At 46.3% G+C, this 21,247-nt stretch carries 21 protein-coding genes; 4 read left to right on the top strand and 17 right to left on the bottom strand.

Annotated features, from left to right (window positions below):
• The first annotated feature begins 76 nt into the window (after window positions 1–76).
• A complete protein-coding gene (locus tag H729_RS08755; protein ID WP_020449648.1) occupies window positions 77–736 on the top strand; it encodes a DUF120 domain-containing protein in 660 nt (219 codons plus the stop codon).
• 6 nt (window positions 737–742) lie between these two features.
• Here the strand turns inward: H729_RS08755 and purQ are convergent, their stop codons facing one another.
• The 4 genes from purQ to H729_RS08775 are packed head-to-tail and all read right to left on the bottom strand — an operon-like array spanning window position 743 to window position 5,004.
• Window positions 743–1,579 carry a phosphoribosylformylglycinamidine synthase subunit PurQ gene (gene purQ, locus H729_RS08760; RefSeq protein ID WP_020449649.1) on the bottom strand — a complete coding sequence of 279 codons (837 nt, stop codon included), beginning with the start codon at window positions 1,577–1,579 and terminating at the stop codon, window positions 743–745.
• 5 nt (window positions 1,580–1,584) lie between these two features.
• Window positions 1,585–3,897, bottom strand: coding sequence for a phosphoribosylformylglycinamidine synthase subunit PurL (gene purL, locus H729_RS08765; protein ID WP_048134634.1), 2,313 nt, complete (start codon window positions 3,895–3,897; stop codon window positions 1,585–1,587).
• Between the two features lie 8 nt (window positions 3,898–3,905).
• Entirely contained in the window at window positions 3,906–4,145 is a 240-nt protein-coding gene (gene purS, locus H729_RS08770; RefSeq protein ID WP_048134109.1) for a phosphoribosylformylglycinamidine synthase subunit PurS, read from the bottom strand.
• A 46-nt stretch (window positions 4,146–4,191) separates the two neighbouring features.
• Window positions 4,192–5,004, bottom strand: a complete 813-nt coding sequence (locus H729_RS08775; RefSeq protein WP_020449652.1) for a tRNA (adenine-N1)-methyltransferase — start codon at window positions 5,002–5,004, stop codon at window positions 4,192–4,194.
• A gap of 174 nt (window positions 5,005–5,178) precedes the next feature.
• Here H729_RS08775 and H729_RS08780 point away from each other — a divergent pair, with 174 nt between their 5' ends.
• Window positions 5,179–5,394: a hypothetical protein gene (locus tag H729_RS08780; RefSeq protein ID WP_020449653.1), complete on the top strand. Its 216-nt coding sequence runs from the start codon at window positions 5,179–5,181 to the stop codon at window positions 5,392–5,394.
• A gap of 173 nt (window positions 5,395–5,567) precedes the next feature.
• Here H729_RS08780 and H729_RS08785 read toward each other — a convergent pair whose 3' ends face one another.
• From H729_RS08785 to H729_RS08795, 3 genes are read right to left on the bottom strand one after another with little or no spacing between them, the layout of a single operon-like run.
• Window positions 5,568–6,557: a hypothetical protein gene (locus tag H729_RS08785; protein WP_020449654.1), complete on the bottom strand. Its 990-nt coding sequence runs from the start codon at window positions 6,555–6,557 to the stop codon at window positions 5,568–5,570.
• A 47-nt stretch (window positions 6,558–6,604) separates the two neighbouring features.
• The gene (proS, locus tag H729_RS08790) at window positions 6,605–8,002 is read right to left on the bottom strand and encodes a proline--tRNA ligase (protein WP_048134639.1); all 1,398 of its coding nucleotides are present in this window, start codon (window positions 8,000–8,002) and stop codon (window positions 6,605–6,607) included.
• An 11-nt stretch (window positions 8,003–8,013) separates the two neighbouring features.
• Window positions 8,014–8,865 carry a ribose-phosphate diphosphokinase gene (locus H729_RS08795; protein WP_020449656.1) on the bottom strand — a complete coding sequence of 284 codons (852 nt, stop codon included), beginning with the start codon at window positions 8,863–8,865 and terminating at the stop codon, window positions 8,014–8,016.
• A gap of 118 nt (window positions 8,866–8,983) precedes the next feature.
• Between H729_RS08795 and H729_RS08800 the strand changes: the two genes are divergently transcribed.
• A complete protein-coding gene (locus tag H729_RS08800) occupies window positions 8,984–10,465 on the top strand; it encodes an ATP-binding protein (protein ID WP_020449657.1) in 1,482 nt (493 codons plus the stop codon).
• The gene (locus H729_RS08805; protein ID WP_020449658.1) at window positions 10,449–10,739 is read left to right on the top strand and encodes a DUF357 domain-containing protein; all 291 of its coding nucleotides are present in this window, start codon (window positions 10,449–10,451) and stop codon (window positions 10,737–10,739) included. The genes H729_RS08800 and H729_RS08805 overlap by 17 nt, the downstream gene beginning before the upstream one ends.
• Here H729_RS08805 and H729_RS08810 read toward each other — a convergent pair.
• The 10 genes from H729_RS08810 to H729_RS08855 all read right to left on the bottom strand — a co-directional run bounded on the left by H729_RS08810 (window position 10,723) and on the right by H729_RS08855 (window position 20,892).
• Entirely contained in the window at window positions 10,723–11,577 is an 855-nt protein-coding gene (locus H729_RS08810) for a pantoate kinase (RefSeq protein WP_020449659.1), read from the bottom strand. The genes H729_RS08805 and H729_RS08810 overlap by 17 nt on opposite strands.
• Window positions 11,574–12,773 (bottom strand): bifunctional phosphopantothenoylcysteine decarboxylase/phosphopantothenate--cysteine ligase CoaBC, encoded by a 1,200-nt coding sequence (gene coaBC / locus H729_RS08815; protein ID WP_020449660.1) that lies wholly within the window; start codon window positions 12,771–12,773, stop codon window positions 11,574–11,576. The genes H729_RS08810 and coaBC overlap by 4 nt, the downstream gene beginning before the upstream one ends.
• Before the next feature lie 60 nt (window positions 12,774–12,833).
• Window positions 12,834–13,760, bottom strand: coding sequence for an InlB B-repeat-containing protein (locus H729_RS08820; RefSeq protein ID WP_335324212.1), 927 nt, complete (start codon window positions 13,758–13,760; stop codon window positions 12,834–12,836).
• Window positions 13,694–13,921 (bottom strand): InlB B-repeat-containing protein, encoded by a 228-nt coding sequence (locus tag H729_RS08825; RefSeq protein ID WP_020449662.1) that lies wholly within the window; start codon window positions 13,919–13,921, stop codon window positions 13,694–13,696. Before H729_RS08825 ends, H729_RS08820 begins: the two co-directional genes overlap by 67 nt.
• 794 nt (window positions 13,922–14,715) lie before the next feature.
• Complete coding sequence (gene tmk, locus H729_RS08830) at window positions 14,716–15,324, bottom strand: dTMP kinase (RefSeq protein WP_020449663.1); 609 nt, start codon at window positions 15,322–15,324, stop codon at window positions 14,716–14,718.
• A 26-nt stretch (window positions 15,325–15,350) separates the two neighbouring features.
• Window positions 15,351–15,758, bottom strand: a complete 408-nt coding sequence (locus tag H729_RS08835; RefSeq protein WP_020449664.1) for a toprim domain-containing protein — start codon at window positions 15,756–15,758, stop codon at window positions 15,351–15,353.
• Window positions 15,724–16,056: a DUF167 domain-containing protein gene (locus tag H729_RS08840; RefSeq protein ID WP_020449665.1), complete on the bottom strand. Its 333-nt coding sequence runs from the start codon at window positions 16,054–16,056 to the stop codon at window positions 15,724–15,726. Before H729_RS08840 ends, H729_RS08835 begins: the two co-directional genes overlap by 35 nt.
• Window positions 16,057–16,065: 9 nt before the next feature.
• Window positions 16,066–17,223 (bottom strand): citrate/2-methylcitrate synthase, encoded by a 1,158-nt coding sequence (locus tag H729_RS08845; RefSeq protein ID WP_020449666.1) that lies wholly within the window; start codon window positions 17,221–17,223, stop codon window positions 16,066–16,068.
• Window positions 17,224–17,357: 134 nt separating this feature from the next.
• The gene (gene infB, locus H729_RS08850) at window positions 17,358–19,109 is read right to left on the bottom strand and encodes a translation initiation factor IF-2 (RefSeq protein ID WP_020449667.1); all 1,752 of its coding nucleotides are present in this window, start codon (window positions 19,107–19,109) and stop codon (window positions 17,358–17,360) included.
• 394 nt (window positions 19,110–19,503) lie between these two features.
• Window positions 19,504–20,892, bottom strand: coding sequence for an ATP-binding protein (locus tag H729_RS08855; protein WP_020449668.1), 1,389 nt, complete (start codon window positions 20,890–20,892; stop codon window positions 19,504–19,506).
• Window positions 20,893–21,247: the final 355 nt, after the last annotated feature.

Raw genomic sequence — 21,247 nt, forward strand, 5'->3', positions numbered from 1 at the left:
ATGAACGTCCAAACTGACAGCTGAATCTATAAATAATCTGTATGAAATGGTGTTGTAAATCGTTCAGAGGCTTTTTATGAATGAGAAATTCTCAATTGCTCTTAGGCGAATAGCTGTGATGGGCGGCATGACTGATTATGTTTCCATGTCCTCCAGGGAATTCGGAAAAGATCTCGGAATAAGCCAGCAGTCTGCTTCAAAGAGGATTTTGGAACTGCTTGATGAAAACCTTATCGAAAGAGATCTGGGAGCCAGAAAACAGAGGATTAAGATTACCCCGCTGGGAGTAGAAGCCTTAAGACAGGAATACTCTGAATATCAGATGATTTTTGATTCTAAAAACAGCATAACGATTACAGGAACCCTCGTAACCGGCATGGGTGAAGGCCAGTACTATGTCAATCAGCCGGGTTACCGCAGCCAGTTTGAAGAAAAATTAGGCTACATACCATTCGATGGAACTCTGAATCTGAAAGTGGGACAGAAAGATCTTCCCAAGATAGAAATAATGCGCAGAAGCAGGAGCGTTGTCGTTGAGGGGTTCCAGCATGAAGAAAGAACCTTTGGAGACGTAAGATGCTATCCGGCAACGATCAAGAACCTCGAATGCGCCGTTACGATTCCTTCACGTTCCCACTACACAGACACACTTGAAGTTTTATGCAAATATAATCTGAGACATACGCTGGGGATCTCCGATGGAGACCAGGTGGAGATCCACATCAGCGTAGAATAAAAATTCTCAGAAAGATTTTTTTACGCTGTCCAGTACAGACTGGAAGACTGCCCTGCCGTCTCCAGCTCCATCCGGACATTCTTTTGATCTTGTCCAGTCAGGATGCTGGAATCTGAACATGACTCTTTCAGGATGAGGCATCAGACCAAGTACATTTCCGCCTTCGTTGCAGATACCGGCGATCTGCGAGATCGAACCGTTCGGGCACCAGGGGTATGAGACTTCATCCTCATTGGGATTGACGTATCTGAATACGATCTGGTCGTTTTCTTCAAGCTTCTCCAGATACTTGCTCTGCATGTCTGACGGGAACTTCAGATTGCCTTCTGCATGAGCAGAGGGAATCATGAGCACCTTTCCCTGCGGAATCTGAGATGTAAAGAGGCACCTGCCCCTGTTGTCATGTCTCAGAAATGTCGGGCGGCATTCGAATCTGGCAGAGTCGTTGGTATACAAGGCAGACTGAGGAAAATCACTCATTGTCTTGCCCATGGCCGGCAGAAGTCCCAGTTCGACTAAGATCTGAAAGCCGTTGCAGATTCCCAGCACAGGTTTGCCTGACTCCACAAACTTCTGCAGGTCCCCTGCGAGAGCAGATTTCATTCTGGCTGCGAAGATCGCACCGGCTCTGACATAATCTCCAGCTGAGAAGCCTCCGGGAAATGCCAGTATGTGATAGTCTTCCAGACTGCGCCTCAATGCCGGAGAGACATCAGATGTGAGCTGCTTAAGGTGGATTGTTTCTACAGACGCACCCAGCATTCTGAAGGCTTCATTCGTTTCATCTTCGCAGTTGGTGCCTTCTATCCTCAGTACGCAGACTTTTATGTCTTTTGTATCCATCTTAATCACCCCATTATATTCCACAAAGGTTTAGACCAGGCATCTCTGGCACTCTGCACGGAAATGCTTACTTTGCTGCCGAAAGCAATCTTGTCTCCCCTGAGCTCTCCTATCTTCTGTGCCCTGTCTCCCGCCAGCTCCTTCCACTTTGATTCCTGGGCGGCATCGATTTCCAGAATGAACCTTGAATTCGATTCAGAGAAGAGGAAGACTTCAGCCGGCATGTCTTCAGGCAGTGTTCCTTCAAAGCCTACGTTCCCGCCGATGCACATTTCAGACACGGCAACAGCGGCTCCCCCATCTGAACAGTCATGACAGCTTTTTACCAGTCCTGAGCTGATTGCTTCCCTTACGATGTCAGAATTCTTTGACAGCTCTTCAGGATCAGAGTCCGGCACGTTTCCGCCTTCTCCTCCGAACCTGCGCCAGAGCAGCGAGGCTCCCATCTCATCTTTCGTTTTTCCTACCAGATATACAGGATTGCCTTCGTCCTTGAAGTCGGTGGTAACGCATTTTCTGATATCTTCCACAATGCCGACTCCGAGAATTGTCGGTGCCGGCAGCACAGAGCCGTAAGTTGTTTCGTTATAGAATGAAACATTTCCCGAGGGAACAGCCAGATTCAAAGCCTTTGCCATATCGCCGATACCCTTCAAGGCTTCGCGGAACTCATAGAGCTTTTCAGGTTTCTCCGGGTTTCCGAAATTGAGACAGTCTGTGAGAGCATGCGGCTTTCCTCCGACTGCCGTGATGTTGCGGCATGTTTCATCAATGGCAGACTTTCCTCCTTTCAGAGGGTCAAGTCCTGCAAACCACGGATTGACTCCAATGGCGATTGCCAGACCGCGGCAGCTTCCCGGCAGGGGCCTGATGACTGTAGCATCTGCCGGTCCAGGATGAGAAACATCTCCCTGCAGAGGCTTGATGACAGTGTTTCCCCTCACTTCGTGATCATACTGTCTGATGACCCAGTCCTTGGATGCCACGTTCGGGTCTGATAATAAAGACAAAAGCACGCTGCTCAGATCGCCCGGGATCTGCGGCTTCTTCACTGCAGTCTTCGGAATATCCTCCGCTTCCGCACAGGGGCGGCAGTACTCCGGCCCCTTGGTAAGGAAGTCTAAGTCCAATTCGTAAATGATTTCATTTTTGTAATAAAGTGTGACTTTCTGCTCATCGACTACTTCGCCGATCACCACGGCCGGAACGTCCCACATTTTGAAGATGTCAAGAATGGCTTCCGTGTTTTCCTTGGGAGCTGCCAGCATCATGCGTTCCTGCGATTCTGAAACCCAGATTTCCCAGGGCGCCAATCCCTCTTCCTTAAGATGCACTGCATCTACTTGGACCACTGCTCCGCAGCCTCCTGCCAGGGCAATCTCTCCCACCACACAGGAAAGTCCTCCTCCGCCGAGATCCTTTATTCCTGAAAGCAGGCCTTTGTCATTGGCTTCCAGGCAGGCATGGATTGTGGGCTCTTTCATGATCGGGTCTCCAAGCTGCACTGCGCCTCTCGATTCGTCTTCCGATCTTTCATGAAGTTCTGCTGAAGCAAAGTTGACTCCGTGAATGCCGTCGCGGCCTGTCTTTCCTCCTACGAGGATCAATACATCTCCGACTCCTTTGACGGAGTTGTTCAGCAGCTTGTCTTTCCTCAGGAAGCCGATGCATCCTACGTTGACAAGACAGTTGCCCGTGTATGACTTATCGAAGAACATTCCTCCTGCCACTGTAGGAATGCCGATCCTGTTGCCGTAGTCTCTTATTCCTCCTACGACTCCCTTGATCAGATACTTGGGAAGCTTTGTCCCTGCCGGAACCTCTTTTAAGTCTGGTTCTCCGAAGAACAGCGGGTCTACGAGGGCAATCGGCTGGGCACCCATAGCCAGAACGTCTCTGACAATGCCTCCGATACCTGTGGCTGCGCCTCCGTATGGTTCAATTGCAGACGGATGGTTATGACTCTCTATTCTCAGACAGTAGGCATAATCATCATCAAAATTCATTACTCCCGCATCGCCTTTTGAAAGAACATCAGTGGTAGGAGTGTTGAATATGTTCTCGCGCAGAAATACTTTAGAAGACTTGTAACAGCAGTGTTCGCTCCAGGCCTGCGCAATCGACTGGATTTCAACATCTGTCGGCATTCTCTGCTTAGACTGGAAGTATGCTCTGACATCCTTCATTTCCTGCAGACTAAGATTAAGTCCCAGTTTTGAGGATATCTCCTTGAGTTCTTCGTCTGAAGCTGAGAAAATATCAATATCATAAAGCGAGAAGGGAACATCCCGTTTCTTTGCCAATTTCAAATCGAGCATTAAATCCCTCATTTGAGCTCAATCTTATATGACTGGATCACAGGGTTGGCAAGGAGTTTTCTGGACATCTCCTCACAGGCTGCAAGGGCCTCTTCGGCACTCATATCCAGCTCCATAGAGAACACTTTGACCGTTTTAACTCCCAGAATGCCTTTGAATCCCAGAAGCTCTAACGCTTTTTTGGTGTTGGCTCCCTCTGGATCGGCTACTCCTTTTTTCAATTCGATTCTGATCTCTGCATTAACCATGATTAGTACCGTGGGAGGCAACGCACTCCATGTAATTTAAGTTGCTCTAATTTCTCGATGGTTTTCTTGCAAAGATCAGGTATCCTGTGTGCCCGAGATTCTCAAAAGACGGCCTCACTCCGCCTGGGTGCACTTCCATTCTTCTCTGAATATTCTCCAGTGCGTCAATCTCGATATAATTCCTGTCTTCCAGCCCGTGAACTACATCAGCAAGCTGATTTGTATTGGGAACATACGCGGAGATTCTTCCTCCCGGCCTCAGGAATGCTTCGATATTGTCCAGAGCCAGCTGGGGATCGGGCATGTCCAGGGAGACCGCGTCTGCCATCACTCCCGGGTTGTCTTTTCTGATGTCTCCGATCTTGACTTCCCAGAATTCATGAAGCCCGGCTCTTTTGATGTTCTTCTCTGCGCCTCTGGCAAACTCTTCCCTGAATTCCATGGAGATTACCCTTCCAGTCGGCATTACTGAATTGATCAAAGCCATTGTCAATGCTCCAGAGCCTACGCCTGCCTCTACCACGGTCTCTCCGGCTCTCAGACCCAGACGGAAAGCTATCGTGGCTGCATCCTTGGGAGTTATGATCTGCGGACCCCTCTCTAATGACTGCATAAGATCTCCGATCATCGGCTTGAGGGCTGTAAAGGTCTTGCCGGCAATCGAAAGAGCGTATCCGTCCTCCTGGCCGATGATTTTTGATGAGTCTACAACTCCCAGCCCCTGGACGCGGACCATGCCGTTTCCAAGAGTCAGCCAGTGGCGGTATCCTTTCGAGTCAAGCAGATAGATTAAATCCCCTTCAAGGAGCATACTGCGGAATAAGAATACAGTATTTAAAATGGCTACGGGAGCCTGCATAGAGTCTACACTTGATGCTGATCCGCTAGCATCTGAGCTGACAATCTATAAATGAGAAAATTCTGAAGATGATCAGATGACGGCTGCAGACTGAAAGTCCGCCATTGTTAAGATGCTGATTTTCCAAAAACTGCATAATAAATGTTTAATAGGTCTGCGTTATTGGACGTTAAGATGGCAGATTCGGACTTTCCTCACAAAGCCATAAGGATATTCTCCTTCATACTGATAATATTGGCACTGGCCATATACATCGGCTGGGGAGTTGCCTATGGAAGCTGGAATATATTCAGTGCAGAGTACATTCCAATCTATTCAATAATGATCATTTTAATCCTGCTCGGAATTTGTGGTCTTTTATTAACCAAGACTAAATCAAAATCTGAATGATCCGATCCGGCTTTAGAGCCTGGATAACTCTTTTTTTATTTTAGATTCACATCTTTTTAACTGCTTAGGAAAAATAACTGATGACATAATTCAGAAGAACTTAAAAAATGCTGCAGATGATATCAAAGAGATGATTGCTGCAGCCAAGAGTTTATTATTTTCATGCATGTGCTTCATTTCACAAAATGATAGAGCACACAGAGTTCGAACTCAAACACTTCACCGCTGAGATCCAGATCACTGACTTTCATCGTTCTTATTTCAACTGAATCTGCTTTTGCAAGATTATCTGGCATCCAGTGTCTGATGTACCAGACTTCTCCTTGGTCATCAACAATTGACTGCAGATAGTTTATCAGTTTTTCTACAGACTTTCTCTGACTCTGCCTGCTTTCCGGATCTCCCCATGGATAGATTGAGGGATTAAATCCTGAAATGTAAATGTGTGGTGGAAGAATCTTATCCAGATCAGACAAGCCGGGGGCATAATGTTCAATACCATCATCTAAACCAAAATTTTCTTTAGTCAAATCCAGTTCAGTTTGACCATAATAAGACCCTTGTCTTATGCCATGATCTTTTGCATATCCTTCGGGAAGTCGTTGAGAACATGCTAAAAGCGTTATGCAACAGGCACGGCTTTTTCTATTCATATTGCCTTTGAATACCGGTACCGGCGCATCTTCACGCCTGACAAAACGATGGAGAGTTATGCGATTAAAGCTAAACGACTCTCCATCCAGGTCTAAATCATCCACACACATTGTTACAGAATCGATGTTTTCAGCGCAGAGTAACTTAGCAGATAAAGACTGAAAAACGATGCACACTTCGCCCATAGTGTTAACAACATGTCTTATGAATGCTCTGAGTTTTTTCAGCTCCAGTCTGGCTTCATCTACTCGTTCTTTGGAATCATATTTTTCATGAAATTGGTCTCTAGATGTCTCAAATGCATAGATGTATTTAGGAAGAATCGGCGGTAGATTGGAAAGAGCACCGAACTCTAAACATTCTTCCTTTTCGACCAAATATGTATTGAAACCGCATCTAGAGTTATCTGTGCGATATTCAAACGGTTCGCCGTTGTTGATCTCTGGATCGACCAAAGTAACTTTGGTCGGCAGAGGGAATTCAGTCGCAATGAGATTTACATACGTCATTAAACATCACTACCTCTGATTTCCATAGAAAAGAGGTTTTGAAGGGCTTACATAGCCCTGGCAGAGTAAACCACGATGTCTGTGTCCTTGCCGCAGCCGGCGCACTTGCCGTGGAACTCCTCGTGAATGTACGGAGTGCCGAGGATCTTGAGTCCTGTCTTCTCCTCAATGGCCTTGCCGCAGTTTTCATCGCCGCACCAGCCGAAGCGCAGGATCATTTCCGGAGGATTTTCCAGATCATCCACGGAGATAATGGACTCCTTCATTTTTGCCCAGGCTTTAGCGTCCATTTCTTCAGCGATCTTATCCAGCTCAGCTTTGACGAGGCTTGTTACCTCAGACCGCTGGAACGATCCTTTCTGACCGTCAAAGCGCCTGGCAAATGCCACTACGCCGTTCTTGATGTCTCTTTCTCCGAGTTCGAGACGCAGCGGAACTCCCTTGAGCTCCCATTTGAAGAACTTGTTGCCGGGACGCTCATCGCCGTCATCCAGTTCCACTCTTATACCTGCGGCTCTGAGCTCATCGCGCAGAATGCAGGCCTGTTTCTCGACTTCCTCCACATTGCCTTTGGCCAGGATAGGAATGATAACAACCTGGAACGGAGCAATGGCCGGAGGCAGCACTAAACCTTTGTCGTCTCCGTGAACGCCGATGACAGCGCCTAAGAGACGTTCAGACATTCCGTAAGTGGTCTGATGGACATATTTCAGGTCCCCGTTCAGATCTTCATATTTAATGTCAAAGGGCTTGGAGAAGTTCTCATGATAGTGATGTATTGAACCCAGCTGCAGAGAGCGGCCCTTGATAAGAGTGGTGTCGATTCCCACAGTATAGTATGCTCCGGGGAACTTGTCCCATTCGGTTCTTCTCAGAAGCATGTAGGGCATGCACAGTTTCTTAGCGATCCTGGAAAGAATCTGAATGTCTTCCTCGATCTGCTTCTGTGCGTCCTCCTCATCAACGTGGCAGGTGTGCGACTCAAAGAAATGAATCTCCCTGACGCGGATAAACGCCCTTGTCTGTTTCGTTTCATACCTGAATGTGTTCACCAGCTGGTAGATTTTCAGCGGCAGATCAGAGTGGGAACGTATCCAGAGAGAAAACATGGGATACATCGCCGTCTCGGAAGTAGGACGCAGCACCAAGGGAATATCCAGCTCGTTATCGCCTGCTTTGGTGACCCAGTATACCTCGGCGTCAAAGCCCTTGATATGCTCCTTTTCCTTCTGGAACTCCGTCTGCGGAATCAGAAGAGGAAAGCATACCTCATCGTGGTGAGTGGCATCGAGTTCCTCGCGGATGTAGGAGTCCACATATCTCATGATCTTCCAGCCGTAAGCGGGCCAGACATTCATGCCCTTGATGGGATAGCGCTTATCAGTAAGCCCGGCTTCCTCCACAATCTCATTGTACCATTCGCTGAAATTCTCATCCTTTTTAATGCTGGACAAGTTCAATCCCTCAAAACTTTGGCAATCTCGGGAGCCACAGAGATCACAGACACTTCGTTTTCAATTGTATTGGTTGAGTAAACAGCATTGCAGCACTTGCGCAGCCTGTCTAACGCATCTTTGGCAAACAGCCCGTGTGTACAGACGGCGATGACGCTCTTGGCGCCCAACACCTTCAGCTGGTTGGCGGCTGCTTCAATCGTACCGCCGGTGGAGATGATGTCATCAACGATCAGAACGCTCTTGTCTTTGGCATCAACATTCTTGGGAGCCATGCGCACCACTTCGCCGGACAGTCTTGTTTTCTCAAGATTGTCGAACTCTGCATGAATGGCCTCTGCGACTGCCGCTGCGCGGTCCAGAGCTCCCTCGTCTGGAGCAAGCACGAGATCGATGCCGCTGTCTTTGAAGAACTCCCCGATGCAGTGTGCTGCAGAGATGTTGTAGGTCTTTCCGGCAAACCAGTCAAGAACCACAGGCTTGTGGACATCCACTGAAGCCAGCCTTGTCGAGGTGAGACCCATGATGTCAACCATGACTTTGGCGCTCAGCGCCTCTCCCTTGTTGAAGCGCTCATCCTGCCTTGAATATCCAAAATAAGGCACAACGCTGGTGACGCTTTTTGCTCCCAGGCCGAGAGCGGCATCCTGAATCAGGAGCATCTCCACCAGATTGTTGTCGGGATGAGTGTTCTGGACGACTATAACATCATCATCGAGAGCATCTTCCTCGATACGGACATAGCATTCTCCGTCCGGAAACCTTGAAACTTGTGCCTGAACATATTTTGAATCTAATTCCTTAGCCAGATCCTGCGCCAGCTTCTTAGAGGATGTACCACCGATGACTATCATTGATAAGGCAACAAGAATGTAAGTATTATAATTTTCCAGTCAGAACTGGAATGCCTGCGGTCTTCCAAGTCGTTAGCTATAAATCTTCTATTTCGATTAAGCAGACGGGATGCGCTAAATGTTTTCTGAATGTCTGTCTGATGAAGCCGCCGGTATCATCTACGGCGATGTCGGAACCGCTGTGCTTAACATCAGCGTTCTTTCCAAGCTGCAGAAGCTGGAGTATGTGCAGATTGAGCATGAGGAAGCCGGCTGGGTGATCGGACAGGTTGCTGATATTCAGCGGAAGACCGACCTGTCCCTGGAAAAAGCCAGGATGATCGGGCAGAGGCAGGAAGTTGATATTCATGAGAAGACCACTGCCAAAATAGAGATCATCGGCTACCGCGATGAAAGAGGACTTCTCCAGACTCCCCGCACTCCCTTCAGGGCCGGGCAGTATGTGTATCATGCTGAAGATGAGATTATCAAGAAGTCCCTCGGACTCAGGGAGCATACGAAAACAGGCGCTTACATCGGTCTGCTGTACGGGCATGACATCAGGGTGGAATTGGACATCAACTCTCTGGTACAGAAGCATGTCAGCATTCTTGCCAAGACCGGCGGCGGGAAATCCTTTCTTTGCGGCGATCTGCTTGAAGAGCTGATCAAGCACAACGTTACCGTTCTGGTTTTGGATCCGCACGGCGAGTACGGTTCGATGAAGGAGGCTGGCAGCGTGCTTGAGACCTCCAGGGATTTTCATGTCGAGCCCCACGGGTACGCAGACAGGATAATTGAGTTTGCCACAGACCCTGTGTCCAATCCTGATGCGCTGCCTCTTAAATTCACCCTTTCCAATCTTGAGGCCAACGACATTCTTTCTCTGACCAACATAAAAAACAGCAAGATGCATCTCAGCTTCCTCAAGAAAGCCATTGATGCGCTGAGAAACTCAAAACAGGACTATTCCCTCAAAGACGTGATAAGCGTGCTGGAAAGAGAGGACGACATGAACAATTATGCTCTGATCTGCGAGCTGCAGTATCTTGACGATGCTAAGATCTTCGCGCCTTCGGGAACAAAGATCTCCGAGCTTGTCAAGAAGAACATGACAACGATTGTCAATCTCAAAGGCACTCCGCCGGAGCTTTCAGAATTAATTGTCAATAGAATCTGCACTGCCTTGTTTGAACTGAGGAAAGTCAATGCAGTTCCGCCGATGATGCTTGTTGTCGAAGAAGCCCACAACTTCTGCCCGCAGCAGGGCACTGTCGCGTCTTCGAAGATCTTCAGGACCATCGCCGCTGAGGGAAGAAAGTTCGGTCTCGGTCTGGCGATAATCAGCCAGAGAGCTGCCAAGATCGACAAGAATGTCTTAAGCCAGTGCAATACCCAGATCATTTTAAAAGTTACAAATCCCAATGACCTCAAAGCCATTTCCGGCTCTGTGGAAGGCCTCACCGCCAGCATGGCTGATGAGATTCAGCGTCTTCCCATCGGTGTCGCCATGTGTGTCGGCGGCGGTATCCAGATGCCTTTGATTGTTGAAGTCCGCCCCCGCGAAAGCAGGCATGGCGGAGAAAGCGTTACGGTGATTCCTGATGAATGTGATTACTGATGAAAAAATCATTAAATATCTTGACATAACAAAGCGCGCCTTAGACAAGATAAAAATTGCTGCTCCTGAAAAGTCATTCGCAAGACGAATGGCTGAAGACTTTGAGAATATGGCCCGCTCCTACTACAGCGATGCCGTGCACTTCAAAGAAACAGGCGACTATGTCAATGCCTTTGCCAGCGTCAACTACGCCCACGGGTGGCTGGACTGCGGCGCCAGAATAGGCCTCTTTGATGTCGAGGGGGATACTGTCCTGTTCACTCTGTACGAGTGAGAATTCTCGGTCCTGTTGTATCTGTATGCAGAACGAACGTTTTTCCGAATGAGCTCAGTATATCTTCTGCTCCGCTGCCGAGAGCGAAGACTGAGTTTCCCAGCATAATCATTGAAGCCTGAGTGTCTCCCAGGGCTCTGAGGGCTTCCGTTACCTCTTCTGAAGCCAACATGCTTTCGTCTGTGAATCTTCTGCTCAATGCGAATAGGTTATCCAGGCTGGGACTGCGCCTCATCTCTGCAATGCATTTTTCCCCTGCCTTGGAAATTATTTTATTTTTTTCTTTATCTGTTAAAATGTCCGCTGTGCTGAGGGGATTTTTGAAGACGCAGGCGGTGATTGTCGGTGTGCAGTCCAGTCTTTCCACTCTCCCGTAAGGCTTCACTCCTTCCTTCAGCCTGTATGTGACTCCGCATCTGGAAATGGCTGCTACATCCCCTAAGCCGGTGTTGTGCTTTATTTCTGCTATGTGTGCTGCTCTTACTGCTTCTTCTCTGCTCAATGAAAGAATTGAGCATAATGCAGCAGCTGCCGAAATCGTGCCCGCTGCGCTTGTCCCGAAGCCTGCACCGCAGGGAAGCTGCAGGACTGTTTCCGACCTGATCTGTAATTCTCTGTCTCCCAGCAGCAGGTCTAAAGCTGTTTCTGTTACAGGCGCTGCATTTCCATCCACAGCTGCCTTGATGCTTCTGTTTCCTTCAGTTGCAGAGAGAGTTGTTACAGCCCCCTGGTCTATGCATATGCCTGCCCCCAGCGATCCTGATCTTAAAGGATCCCGGTGCCTTTTCGGCGAGAAGAAACCTGTGATGTGTCCCGGGCAAAAAGCTGTTGCTTTCATTCAATATGCTCCGCGATGCTTTCGATGATCCTTTCTGCCAGCTCTGCTTTGCTTCCTTCGAAAGTTTCTATCGTTCCGTCTTTGAGAATTATCTTTGATTTTGTTTTTCCTTCAGAGACGTCAAGAATGTTGTTGGCCACTATCATATCCAGCGAGTTTTCGTCCATGCGTGCTTTTGCTTTTTTGATCAGCTCTTCCCCGCCTGTGCTTTCCGCTTTGAAGCCTGCAAGGAACCTGGCTGTTCTTCTCAGCTGAGGAAGGACTTTGGGAAGTTTTGTCAGAGTGAGAGTGATCTGCTCCTCATCTGATGAGATCTTTCCCTTCTGCCTTACAGGTGAGTAATCAGACAAGGCTGCAGGTACGAGGACGATGTCGTATTCGTTCTCGTCTGGAATCATCTTGATTAAGTCATTTACGGATTCGAACTTTTTCGATTTTATGAAGTCCGGGATGCTTACCGACATCGATGCATGCCACAGTTCTGTCTCTGCTCCCTGCCTCGCGGCTGCCAATGCCAGTTCCACTGCCGTTTCTCCTGATGAGATGTTTGAGATCACTCTGACATCATCAATCATTTCTCTTGCAGCTCCGCCTATGACGAGCAGCTTCTTTCCCGCCAGTCTGTTTTTTCCCAATTTGGTTATGACCGCTTCCACAATTTCCTGCGTACCTGCATTCTTAGCTTTCTTGCCTGAGATGTCTGGACCGACAAATGTCACTCCTGCACCCTTTAAAAATTCAACATTTCTCTGCACTGCCGGGTTCTCATACATTGCAAGATTCATGGCCGGCACGATCATTAACGGTACCTTTGTTCCCAGAGCCACGCAGGCCATTGTTGTTACTGAGGTATCGCATATTCCCGCTGCAACTTTCGAGATTGTATTGGAAGTGCACGGCGAGATCAGCAGAAGATCTGCCTGTCCTTCATATTCTCCTAAAAATGATACGTGCTGAGTTCTGCCGTCTATCTCTGTCGTAACCTCATTGCCTGTGGCAAAATGCATTGAGACTGCCGTTATGAACTTCTCTGCATCCTGAGTCATTGCTACATGAACATCTGCGCCGTGCCGCATGAGCTCTCTGGATAACTCAAAGGCCTGCACTGCCGCAATGCTTCCTGTTACGCCGAGAATGATCTTCTTTCCTTCTAGAATCCTGCTTTTAGTGTATTGGATTCCCTTGGATGGATGCATACTGTTGCATTGAGTTATCTTGTTTAACCTTTTTGCTAAATAAAGAAAAGAGGTTTGAGATCACTCATTCCAGTGAGCATAGACTTTCATGCTCTGAGTGATCTCTGATTCTTCTGTTATCAGTTCTCCTGATTCTGAGTACCAGCCTGAGAAGTTTTGACTGTCAGGAATCTGAGGAAGTCTGTCTCCCAGAGTTCCCTTTCCGAACATGATTACTGATGCATACTTCTCTTCGTCATTCTCATTGATGAAGAATGACACTCTCTTTGCTGATGCTATCACTGCTGCCATGAATGCTGCGAAGAGTATGAAAATAAACCAGATCATTACATTCTCGTCTTGTTTCCATTCAGCATAGAGTGTTATGTGATCCTCTGATACTACTGAATCAAAACTGAATTTGTTCTGTAACTCTTTGTCTGAATACCATGCATTCAGTTCCTTTCCTAATCTGTAAGGGATATTAGGTTCCTGAATGTTGTCTTTCCTGCAGACTTTCTCCAAGTAAATTTCGTTATCTATAACGAAAGTAACTATGACGTAGTCCTTGTTTAATTTGAAGTCTGCATAGACTGTCATGTTACTGCTTACTATTGAATCTGCTGTGAAGACCTGATCGTCTTCTGTATACCATCCTGCGAAGTCATATCCCTCTTTGACAGGATCAGGCTGCATTGATTCTCCTAATGCTGTGTTGATATGAGTCTTTGATTCTCCGTAGAAAGCGTTGTCTACTACGAATGTGACTGTGACTTCTTTTCCAGGAGTAGGAGGACTGCTTTCTTCCCATACTGCTGTCAGACAGACATTTCTGTTAGGCATTCTGAATTCTTCATCAGGCAAGTATGTCTGCTGAGTGAATGAGTCGCACCATCCCTTGAAGATGTATCCATTCTTTGACAGCTCTGACGATTTGACAGTTACAAATTCGCTGAGAAGTGAAGTTCCGACTTCGGAACTTCCCTTTCTCCTCCGTTTGCATTGTATTCTACTTTGAAGTAAGTAGGTCTGTCAGGGTCCTTTGTTTCCCACTTGGCGTATAAGGTTATGTCTGCTGTGACTACGTCTTTATCGAAGTCCCATTCTGTTTCTAATGCTGCGTCTTTGTACCAGCCTTTGAATGTGTAATATCTAAACGGGAAAATCATTAAATATGAATTTCCTGCAGGGATCGTTTTCGCAAAGGTTGCTTATAATGTGCGCGCGCGTGCGCATACGCATAGCCCCCTGCCCGTCTTTTTAAGTCAAGTTTGCCCCCTTTTCGCTTTTCGAAATTTTTCAAAAAATCGACGCTTTTTGATGAGAAATTACGCGTATAACCTTTCGAATTTCAAGAAGAAAACAGACAGTAATCTGCCTGCTAAAAACACTTAAAACGCTTCATAAACGCCTTCTCCGCCTGCTTTGCGCGCGTACGCGATAAATCACATATGCAAAGCTTAAACGCGTCATTAAATCGATTGTAACGATCAAAGCGATTGATTGCTTCTCTGCCTTCCTAAGCTTTGCAGACTCTCTCAGAAGCGCATCTCATTGATCGAGTTAACAACAAAAGCCTAAAACGGCTTGAAAACGGCTTAAAACGCATTGCAGGCAGCATTAGATCGATCAGAAAGCATATGCAGACACTCAACACAGCAGACTGCATTCTCTCGCAATTTCTCAAGACTGCGATTTCACTACACACTCGTAAAATCAATCAAAAAATCAAACTATCTTGCTCTCATGCTCATTATTCATTTGACTAAAAAAACAAAGAAATTATTGTTCATCGAAAATGATGAGTTCTGATCGAGACAAACATCAAAATCAAAGAAATCAAGCTTCCTCCGGTTATAAAATTCATTAAATAAGGTCTACAGCAGCATGCTGAAAAGTGCCAATGATCATGATCAGATCAAAGTCTGCAATGATCACAAAATCAAAATAGAATCATAAATGCCTAAATTTCAGGCAGCCTGCTGAGAACATACGAAAAAACGTCATCGCGGCTCATTGAAGCATCAACAATCACATAAGAAGAATCCTCAAAAGCGACAAGATCGTAATTATCGCTTACTTTCTTCAGAAAATTGAACTTTTCAAACCTGCCGGGAATGCCTGCCCTGAGATTCAAACGGTTCATCGCTTCTTCAGGAGAGATTTTCAGCAGAAATGTAACATCTGGAGAGATGGCGGCAGGCCTGTTTATCTCCTTCAGCCAGTTCCAAGCGTTTTCAACTTTGTCAGAAAGAAGAGCTCCTTGATACGCAAGAGTGCTGCCGACATACCTGTCGCAGAGAACCCATCTGCCGGAATTGAGCCACTTCTTGATCTGCGAAGTATGTTCAGCACGGTCTGCAACATAAAACAGGGTATTGGCAACAGGCCCCGTAGTCTTGGACTCAGTTCTCAGGACGTCCCCGATCCAGGAGTTTGAAGGCTCTGCCGTCAAAACTGTATCGATTCCCAGAGAAGCAAGGTATTCTGAGAGCCTGCGCGACAGCTCGCTCTTGCCGGCACCGTCTATCCCTTCGAATACGATAAAACGCCCTTTTGCTGCAGAATTCATCTGAGGAGGTATCGGTTAGGTGTTATTTATTGCCCATAGATACGAGACTTCAGAAGGGCGATGTATGAAGGCAGAGACTCGACATCCTTAATCTCAGATTTGCAGAGCTTTGAAAGCTCAGTCCTCACACTGTCGTTATACGGGATGTCATTAGCTTTCAGAGCATTTCTGAGTAAAGAAGCAAGCTGTCCGCCTTTGCGGTCCCAGTCTGTCAGGATGTAAACCTCTTTGCCGCGGGCTGCAAGGTCTTCAACAGCAGCAAAAACACTTTTCCTTGAGTCTTGGATCTTGAGGATGTCCCCTCCGATATCAAGACTGTGAAGGGCTTCTACATCCTTCCTTCCCTCAACTATGATAATAGCGTTTTCAGGTCTTACCCTCAGCTCATAAAGAATCTTTTCAACTCTTTCCAGAACATCTGTTAAGTCTTTCATTTTCCACCAAAAGCGCAGCTACGCTCTCGATATCCTGATGGACGAGTACAGTCTTATGTCTATCTGCATGTCCTCTGATAATTTCAACAGGAACTCCAAAAAAATCTTTCAGCAGGGATTCAACAGCATTGTTTGCCCTTCCCTCAAGCGGAAGATCCTGAACTTTGATGATGAGCCTCTTTCTCCACTGATCGACTGTACAGACAGATGCAGTTTTGGCGTTGGGAGTGACCATTATGTCTATCTCAGTCGCACTGCCGCCTGCTGAACGCAGAGCCGCGAAGAAATCTGCAGGCATGCCGGGGCTTCACCGTTTAGAAATGTCAGTGTATTCTCTGATCTCCTCTCCGACATAAATGCTGGAAGGCCTGTACAGAACAGGCTTGACAGGAGGATCAGGAAACTTCTCTTCAATCACATGCGCAGTCCAGCCGGCAGCTCTTGCCATGGCAAAAACAGGCGGGAAAAAGTCATGGTGAATTCCCATTGCGTGATAGATTGAAGCGCTGTAGAGATCGACATTGGGATAGATTGCCTTGCCTTTCTTCTCATAGAACAGCTTCTGAGTCACCTCAGCCATCTTTTCAGTCATTTCATACCACTGAAACTCAGGATGGTCTTTAAGCAGATCATATGCCATTTCCTGCAGGATTGTCGCCCTCGGATCGGTGGTGCGGTAAACAGCGTGTCCGATTCCGGCTACACGTTTGCCGCGCTCAAACTGCTTGGTAACCCATTCTTCCACTTTATCAGGATCATTCATGTCAATGAGGTTTCTCATGACCTGGGCATTCGCACCGCCGTGCAGAGGCCCGGAAAGGGCGCCTACGCCGGCAGAAAGAGCCGCATACATATTGGCACCTGTAGACGCTACAACCCTGGCTGCAAACGTAGAGGCATTAAAAGTATGGTCGGCGTGTAAAATCATGGCGATGTCCATGAACCTTGCAAGATTGTCATCGGGGACTTCGCCGTTAAACATATAAAGAAAATTAGCTGCGGTCGAGAGTTCCTCTTTAGGCTTCAGAGGCTCTTCTCCGCATTTTATCCTCTTCCATCCGGCAATGATTGCCGGCATTGAGGAAATTATGTGAATCGCCTTTTTCATGTTACACTCTTTTGTTTCTCCGCTGGCGGGAGCATGGGCGGAAAGGGCTGGTATGCTGGACTGAAGCACACACATCGGATCTGTAGCGGGGGACAACGATTTCAGGGAACTTCCTAAATCATCGGGAAGTTTTCTGTACTCTCTTACAGCTTCAGAGAATTCTTCAAGCTGTTCTTTATTCGGTAGATACCCATAAAGAAGTAGGTATGCAGTCTCTTCAAACGTAGACTTTCTTGCCAGTTCTTCTATGCGATAGCCTCGGTAGAGCAGGATGCCGTTTTGTCCATCAACTTTACTGATCTTGGTTGTGGCAGCCTTGACTCCCCGCAGTCCGGTGTCCTCAACAAAAAGTGTCATTCATTTTCCCCCACGGTGTAACATATGTGGTATAACACATGGGTTTGAGTAAACCCAACCCGCATTAATTAAACCATTTAAATAGTGTTCGTTCCTAGAATACACTTTCAGATAAATAAATATCCATAAGGTGTTTACATTCCCCAGAACTTGTCAGTCTTCCTTTTTATCTCTTTGAGTTCTTCGATTACCATACGGTCATCCTCAGTGATATCCATCTTTTCCATTTCCTTGATGGATGTTTCCCTGAGGTCTACGTAAAGAATATCCTCTTCATTGATCTGCCTGCCGACCGTAGGACCGTCAATGGCAACCGCCTTTTCATCACCCTGGATAGCTTCCTTTATGCTTTCTTCCCCGTCCCTGATGGAACGGATCTTGCCTACAGTATTGCCGCCTATATCTATCAGAGACTGTCCGGGACGGATTCTTCCCCCGAGTACCCTGACCCCGACAATGGCAGGCTTGGAAGCCCTGAAGACGCAGTTGGGCAGCAGACGGACTTTTCCCGGAAAGGCGAACTCTGACCTTTTTTCCTCATCCAGGCGCCTCTTTTCTTCTTCCATCCACTCGGTGTACTCTTCAATCAGGCGGTACACGACATCGCTGGTGAAAACTTTAAGGTTGGGATAGCTAGGCTGGGCATCTTTGGCGTCAGGCAGAAGACCTACGTTAAAGCCCATGATGACCCGGTGAACCGACTCTCCGTATGCGGAGGCATCAATCAGATCCTTTCTGGAGATGAGCCCTGTATCATACTTGCGGATCGGAATGCCGGCCTTGTTGCATTCATATGCCAAAGCCTCCAATGATCCCAGTGCATCGGCTTTGATGTAAATGCCGTCATCTTTGAGTTCTATATTGACTTTAGTTTCATTGGAGACCTCATCTCTGGCCTCATCTGGATTTGCGCCTGCGGCTCTCAGCGGACCGCCGGAGACCACACCCTCCAGGCTCTGGCACATCAGCTTCACGCCGATGGCGGCGCTGACTTCTTTTACAGAGTCGAAACGGTCCTTGGGATCTCTGATCTCATCGAGAGGCTTCGGCTTGAGGATTGCTTTTACCTTAGTCACCAGCGGTTTGCCCTTGGTACCGAGAATGACTGTATCTCCTTTTTTCAGGGTACCTGCATAGATGATTACATCGACTGTCTGCCCCAGTCCGCGCTCCTCTTTTACTTCAAGAATCACACCTTTGGCTGGTCCCTCTTCCTTCTCCAAGGTATCTTCCAGGAACCTCTGGGCCAGTCCTATCAGCATCAGCAGGAGGTCTGGAAGCCCGATGCCGTTTTTAGCTGAGATGGGCACAATCGCTATCGACTTGGTGAAATCCTCGATTCTGTCATAGCGGTCTGCAGTATAGCCGTGCTCATACAGCTCCCCGATTATTTTGTAAAACTTATCATCAAAACTGGCAGCCGCTTTGTCCGACTGCTTTCTTACATTCAAGGCAAACGGCTCATCCTTGTTAACAGTCCAGTCTTCAATCAGATCGACTTTATTGACTGCAATGATGAAAGGAGTCTTGAAACGTTTCAAAATCGAGATGGATTCGAGAGTCTGGGGCATTATTCCCTCGTTGATATCAATAACCAGTACAGCCAAATCCGCCAGGGAGCCCCCTCTTGCCCGCAGAGATGTGAAAGACTGATGCCCCGGCGTATCAATAAAAAGAAGACCCGGCATGTCAAACTTCTTGCTGCCGATCATCTGCTTGCAGACAGCGTATATATGCTCTATCGGGACCTCGGTAGCACCGATATGCTGAGTGATAGCCCCGGCTTCTTTTTTAACCACAGCGGTACCTCTGATCTGGTCCAACAATGTGGTCTTGCCATGGTCAACATGACCAAGAACGCTTACAATAGGCTGTCTGGTGGGCATACTGGTTGATACTTTCTATAGCTATTTGTAGTTTTTCAGAAAATGAATATTTCTGTTTATGATCTGCATAATCATCGGAGAGCAGTAAAATTGATGTGTCGATTCCCGCGCTGCTGATGAATGATACCAAAAAAACAGCGGAGATCAAAGCGGTTATACTGCTCAAGATAATCAAAAAAAACTATGAGCTTCTGTCTCGCCTGATTTTAGTCTAAAAGAGATTGAAATGCAGTATCGAAGCTGCAGAATACAACACGGATGAGTGTATCTGTTCGGCTTGAGAGCACGCAGAAACGATGAAGCTCTTTCTCAGTCTGAGCGCTCTCCAGCAATCAGATGAAGAAATATCTGAGCTGCATATTGATTGCGATAGGCACCATATGATAACGAGTGATCATTTTGAGTACAGATCACTAAGAGTTATCAGTCTCACATCAGGCTGGTGACATTTCTTTAGAGAAGAAGTAAAGCCTGACTTCGAGAATAGGAAATAGTAGCATCTGTCAAATCGATTCATCGTTTGAGCATACGCCTGTATTAGTTTCAGATCATCTTCGCCGATTAGCTTATTGCAGTATTTGCAGGAACCAATTACTCCTTCCTGCTTGTTTATTGAAGCGGCTACGATATCAATCTGCACCTGTTTTTTTGTTTTAGAGTCCGCTCCCCACCATTGACCTATCTCTCCTATGATGAATGGAAGATTCTCATCATGAAACAGCATGAAATCCTTACACATTTTTTCAAAGACCAGACCCATATAGTCAGAAAGTCTGCTTTCTATTGATTCCTTGTAAGCCTGCCTGATTCTGCCTGACAGGATTGCAGCCATATTGTTCGGAATAAACGTGTACCAGAAACGGAAGAAAAAGTCTTCAATCAGATATATGGGACGCTTGCTGTTCGGGTCAGTCACAGGAGTTTCTTTTTTCAGAATGCCGAGTGATATTAAATTTGTAATATATTTAGAACATAACCCGGTTTCCAGCCCCACTGTCGAAGATATTTCAGACAGTTTTGTTTTTCCAGATGCAATTGCAGTGATTATTGCATTGTATGTGGCAGGTTCTCTGAGTTCTTGTTTCAGAAGATTTGACGGCTCCTCAAAGAGCATTGCATTTTTATCAAATATGCAGTCCAGTAAATTTTCTTTCACATTCTTCTCAGGTGAGAATTGCTCGAGGTACATGGGTATGCCACCAGTAATGCCATACATTACTGCTTTGTCTTCATACGAATACTTGGGAAACCATTTTCCCGTGTCAAAGTAATCAAACGGCATAATTTTGAACTGAGCGGTGCAACGACCGTAAAGAGGACTTTGATACCGCAGTACCTGATTCTCCATGAAACGCATTGAAGAACCGCAGATGATGAGAAACAGCTTTGTATTTTTGAAATGGTGATCAAGATAGTTTTGAAGAAGAGAAGAAATGCTGAGCTCTGCTTGAGCTAAATATTGGAATTCATCAATCACAAAAATCAATCGTTCTGAAGATGCCATTTCTTTGATTTTATCAAAGGCATCAGAGAAACTTTTGTATATGGCATTGGATGAAATTCCGGTATCAGCATAATTAATTGCATTAGAAAGAGATTCTAAATTCTGTTCTACACTGCTCTCCAAAGATGCGAAGAATATTGTTTTTTTATCTTTACAGAATTCATTGATTAGTGTTGTTTTTCCAACTCGGCGGCGGCCGTAGATTACTGCTACTTCCAGCTTGCTGCTTTGGTACATTTTGTTTAGTTTTTTCAGTTCCTGCTCTCTACCTATAAACATATCTGTCCTCAGTTTAGTATATTACGATATACTATATCGTAGTTCAGTGCTTATGGCTATGCTTTTGATTCACATGATTAAATTAAGTATTGCTTGTAGAATAGTAAAAACTAACAGATACAAGATTAAGTTACAACAATCTAACTTATGAAATCTACAGCATCAAACAGTCTCAGTGATGTTGGAAGAATAATAACAAATAGAGATTGAAACAGATTTAGATTCTTCTTATGTAAGATGTGTGCTTATTCTGTAATCATATAGATATACAGAGCGATCTCACACCATATAATATTATATAGGTATTTATATATATATATATATATATATTTTGTCATAAAATGAACAATGAATG

It is taken from the genome of Candidatus Methanomassiliicoccus intestinalis Issoire-Mx1, from assembly GCF_000404225.1.
GTDB classification, from domain to species: Archaea; Thermoplasmatota; Thermoplasmata; order Methanomassiliicoccales; family Methanomassiliicoccaceae; genus Methanomassiliicoccus_A; species Methanomassiliicoccus_A intestinalis.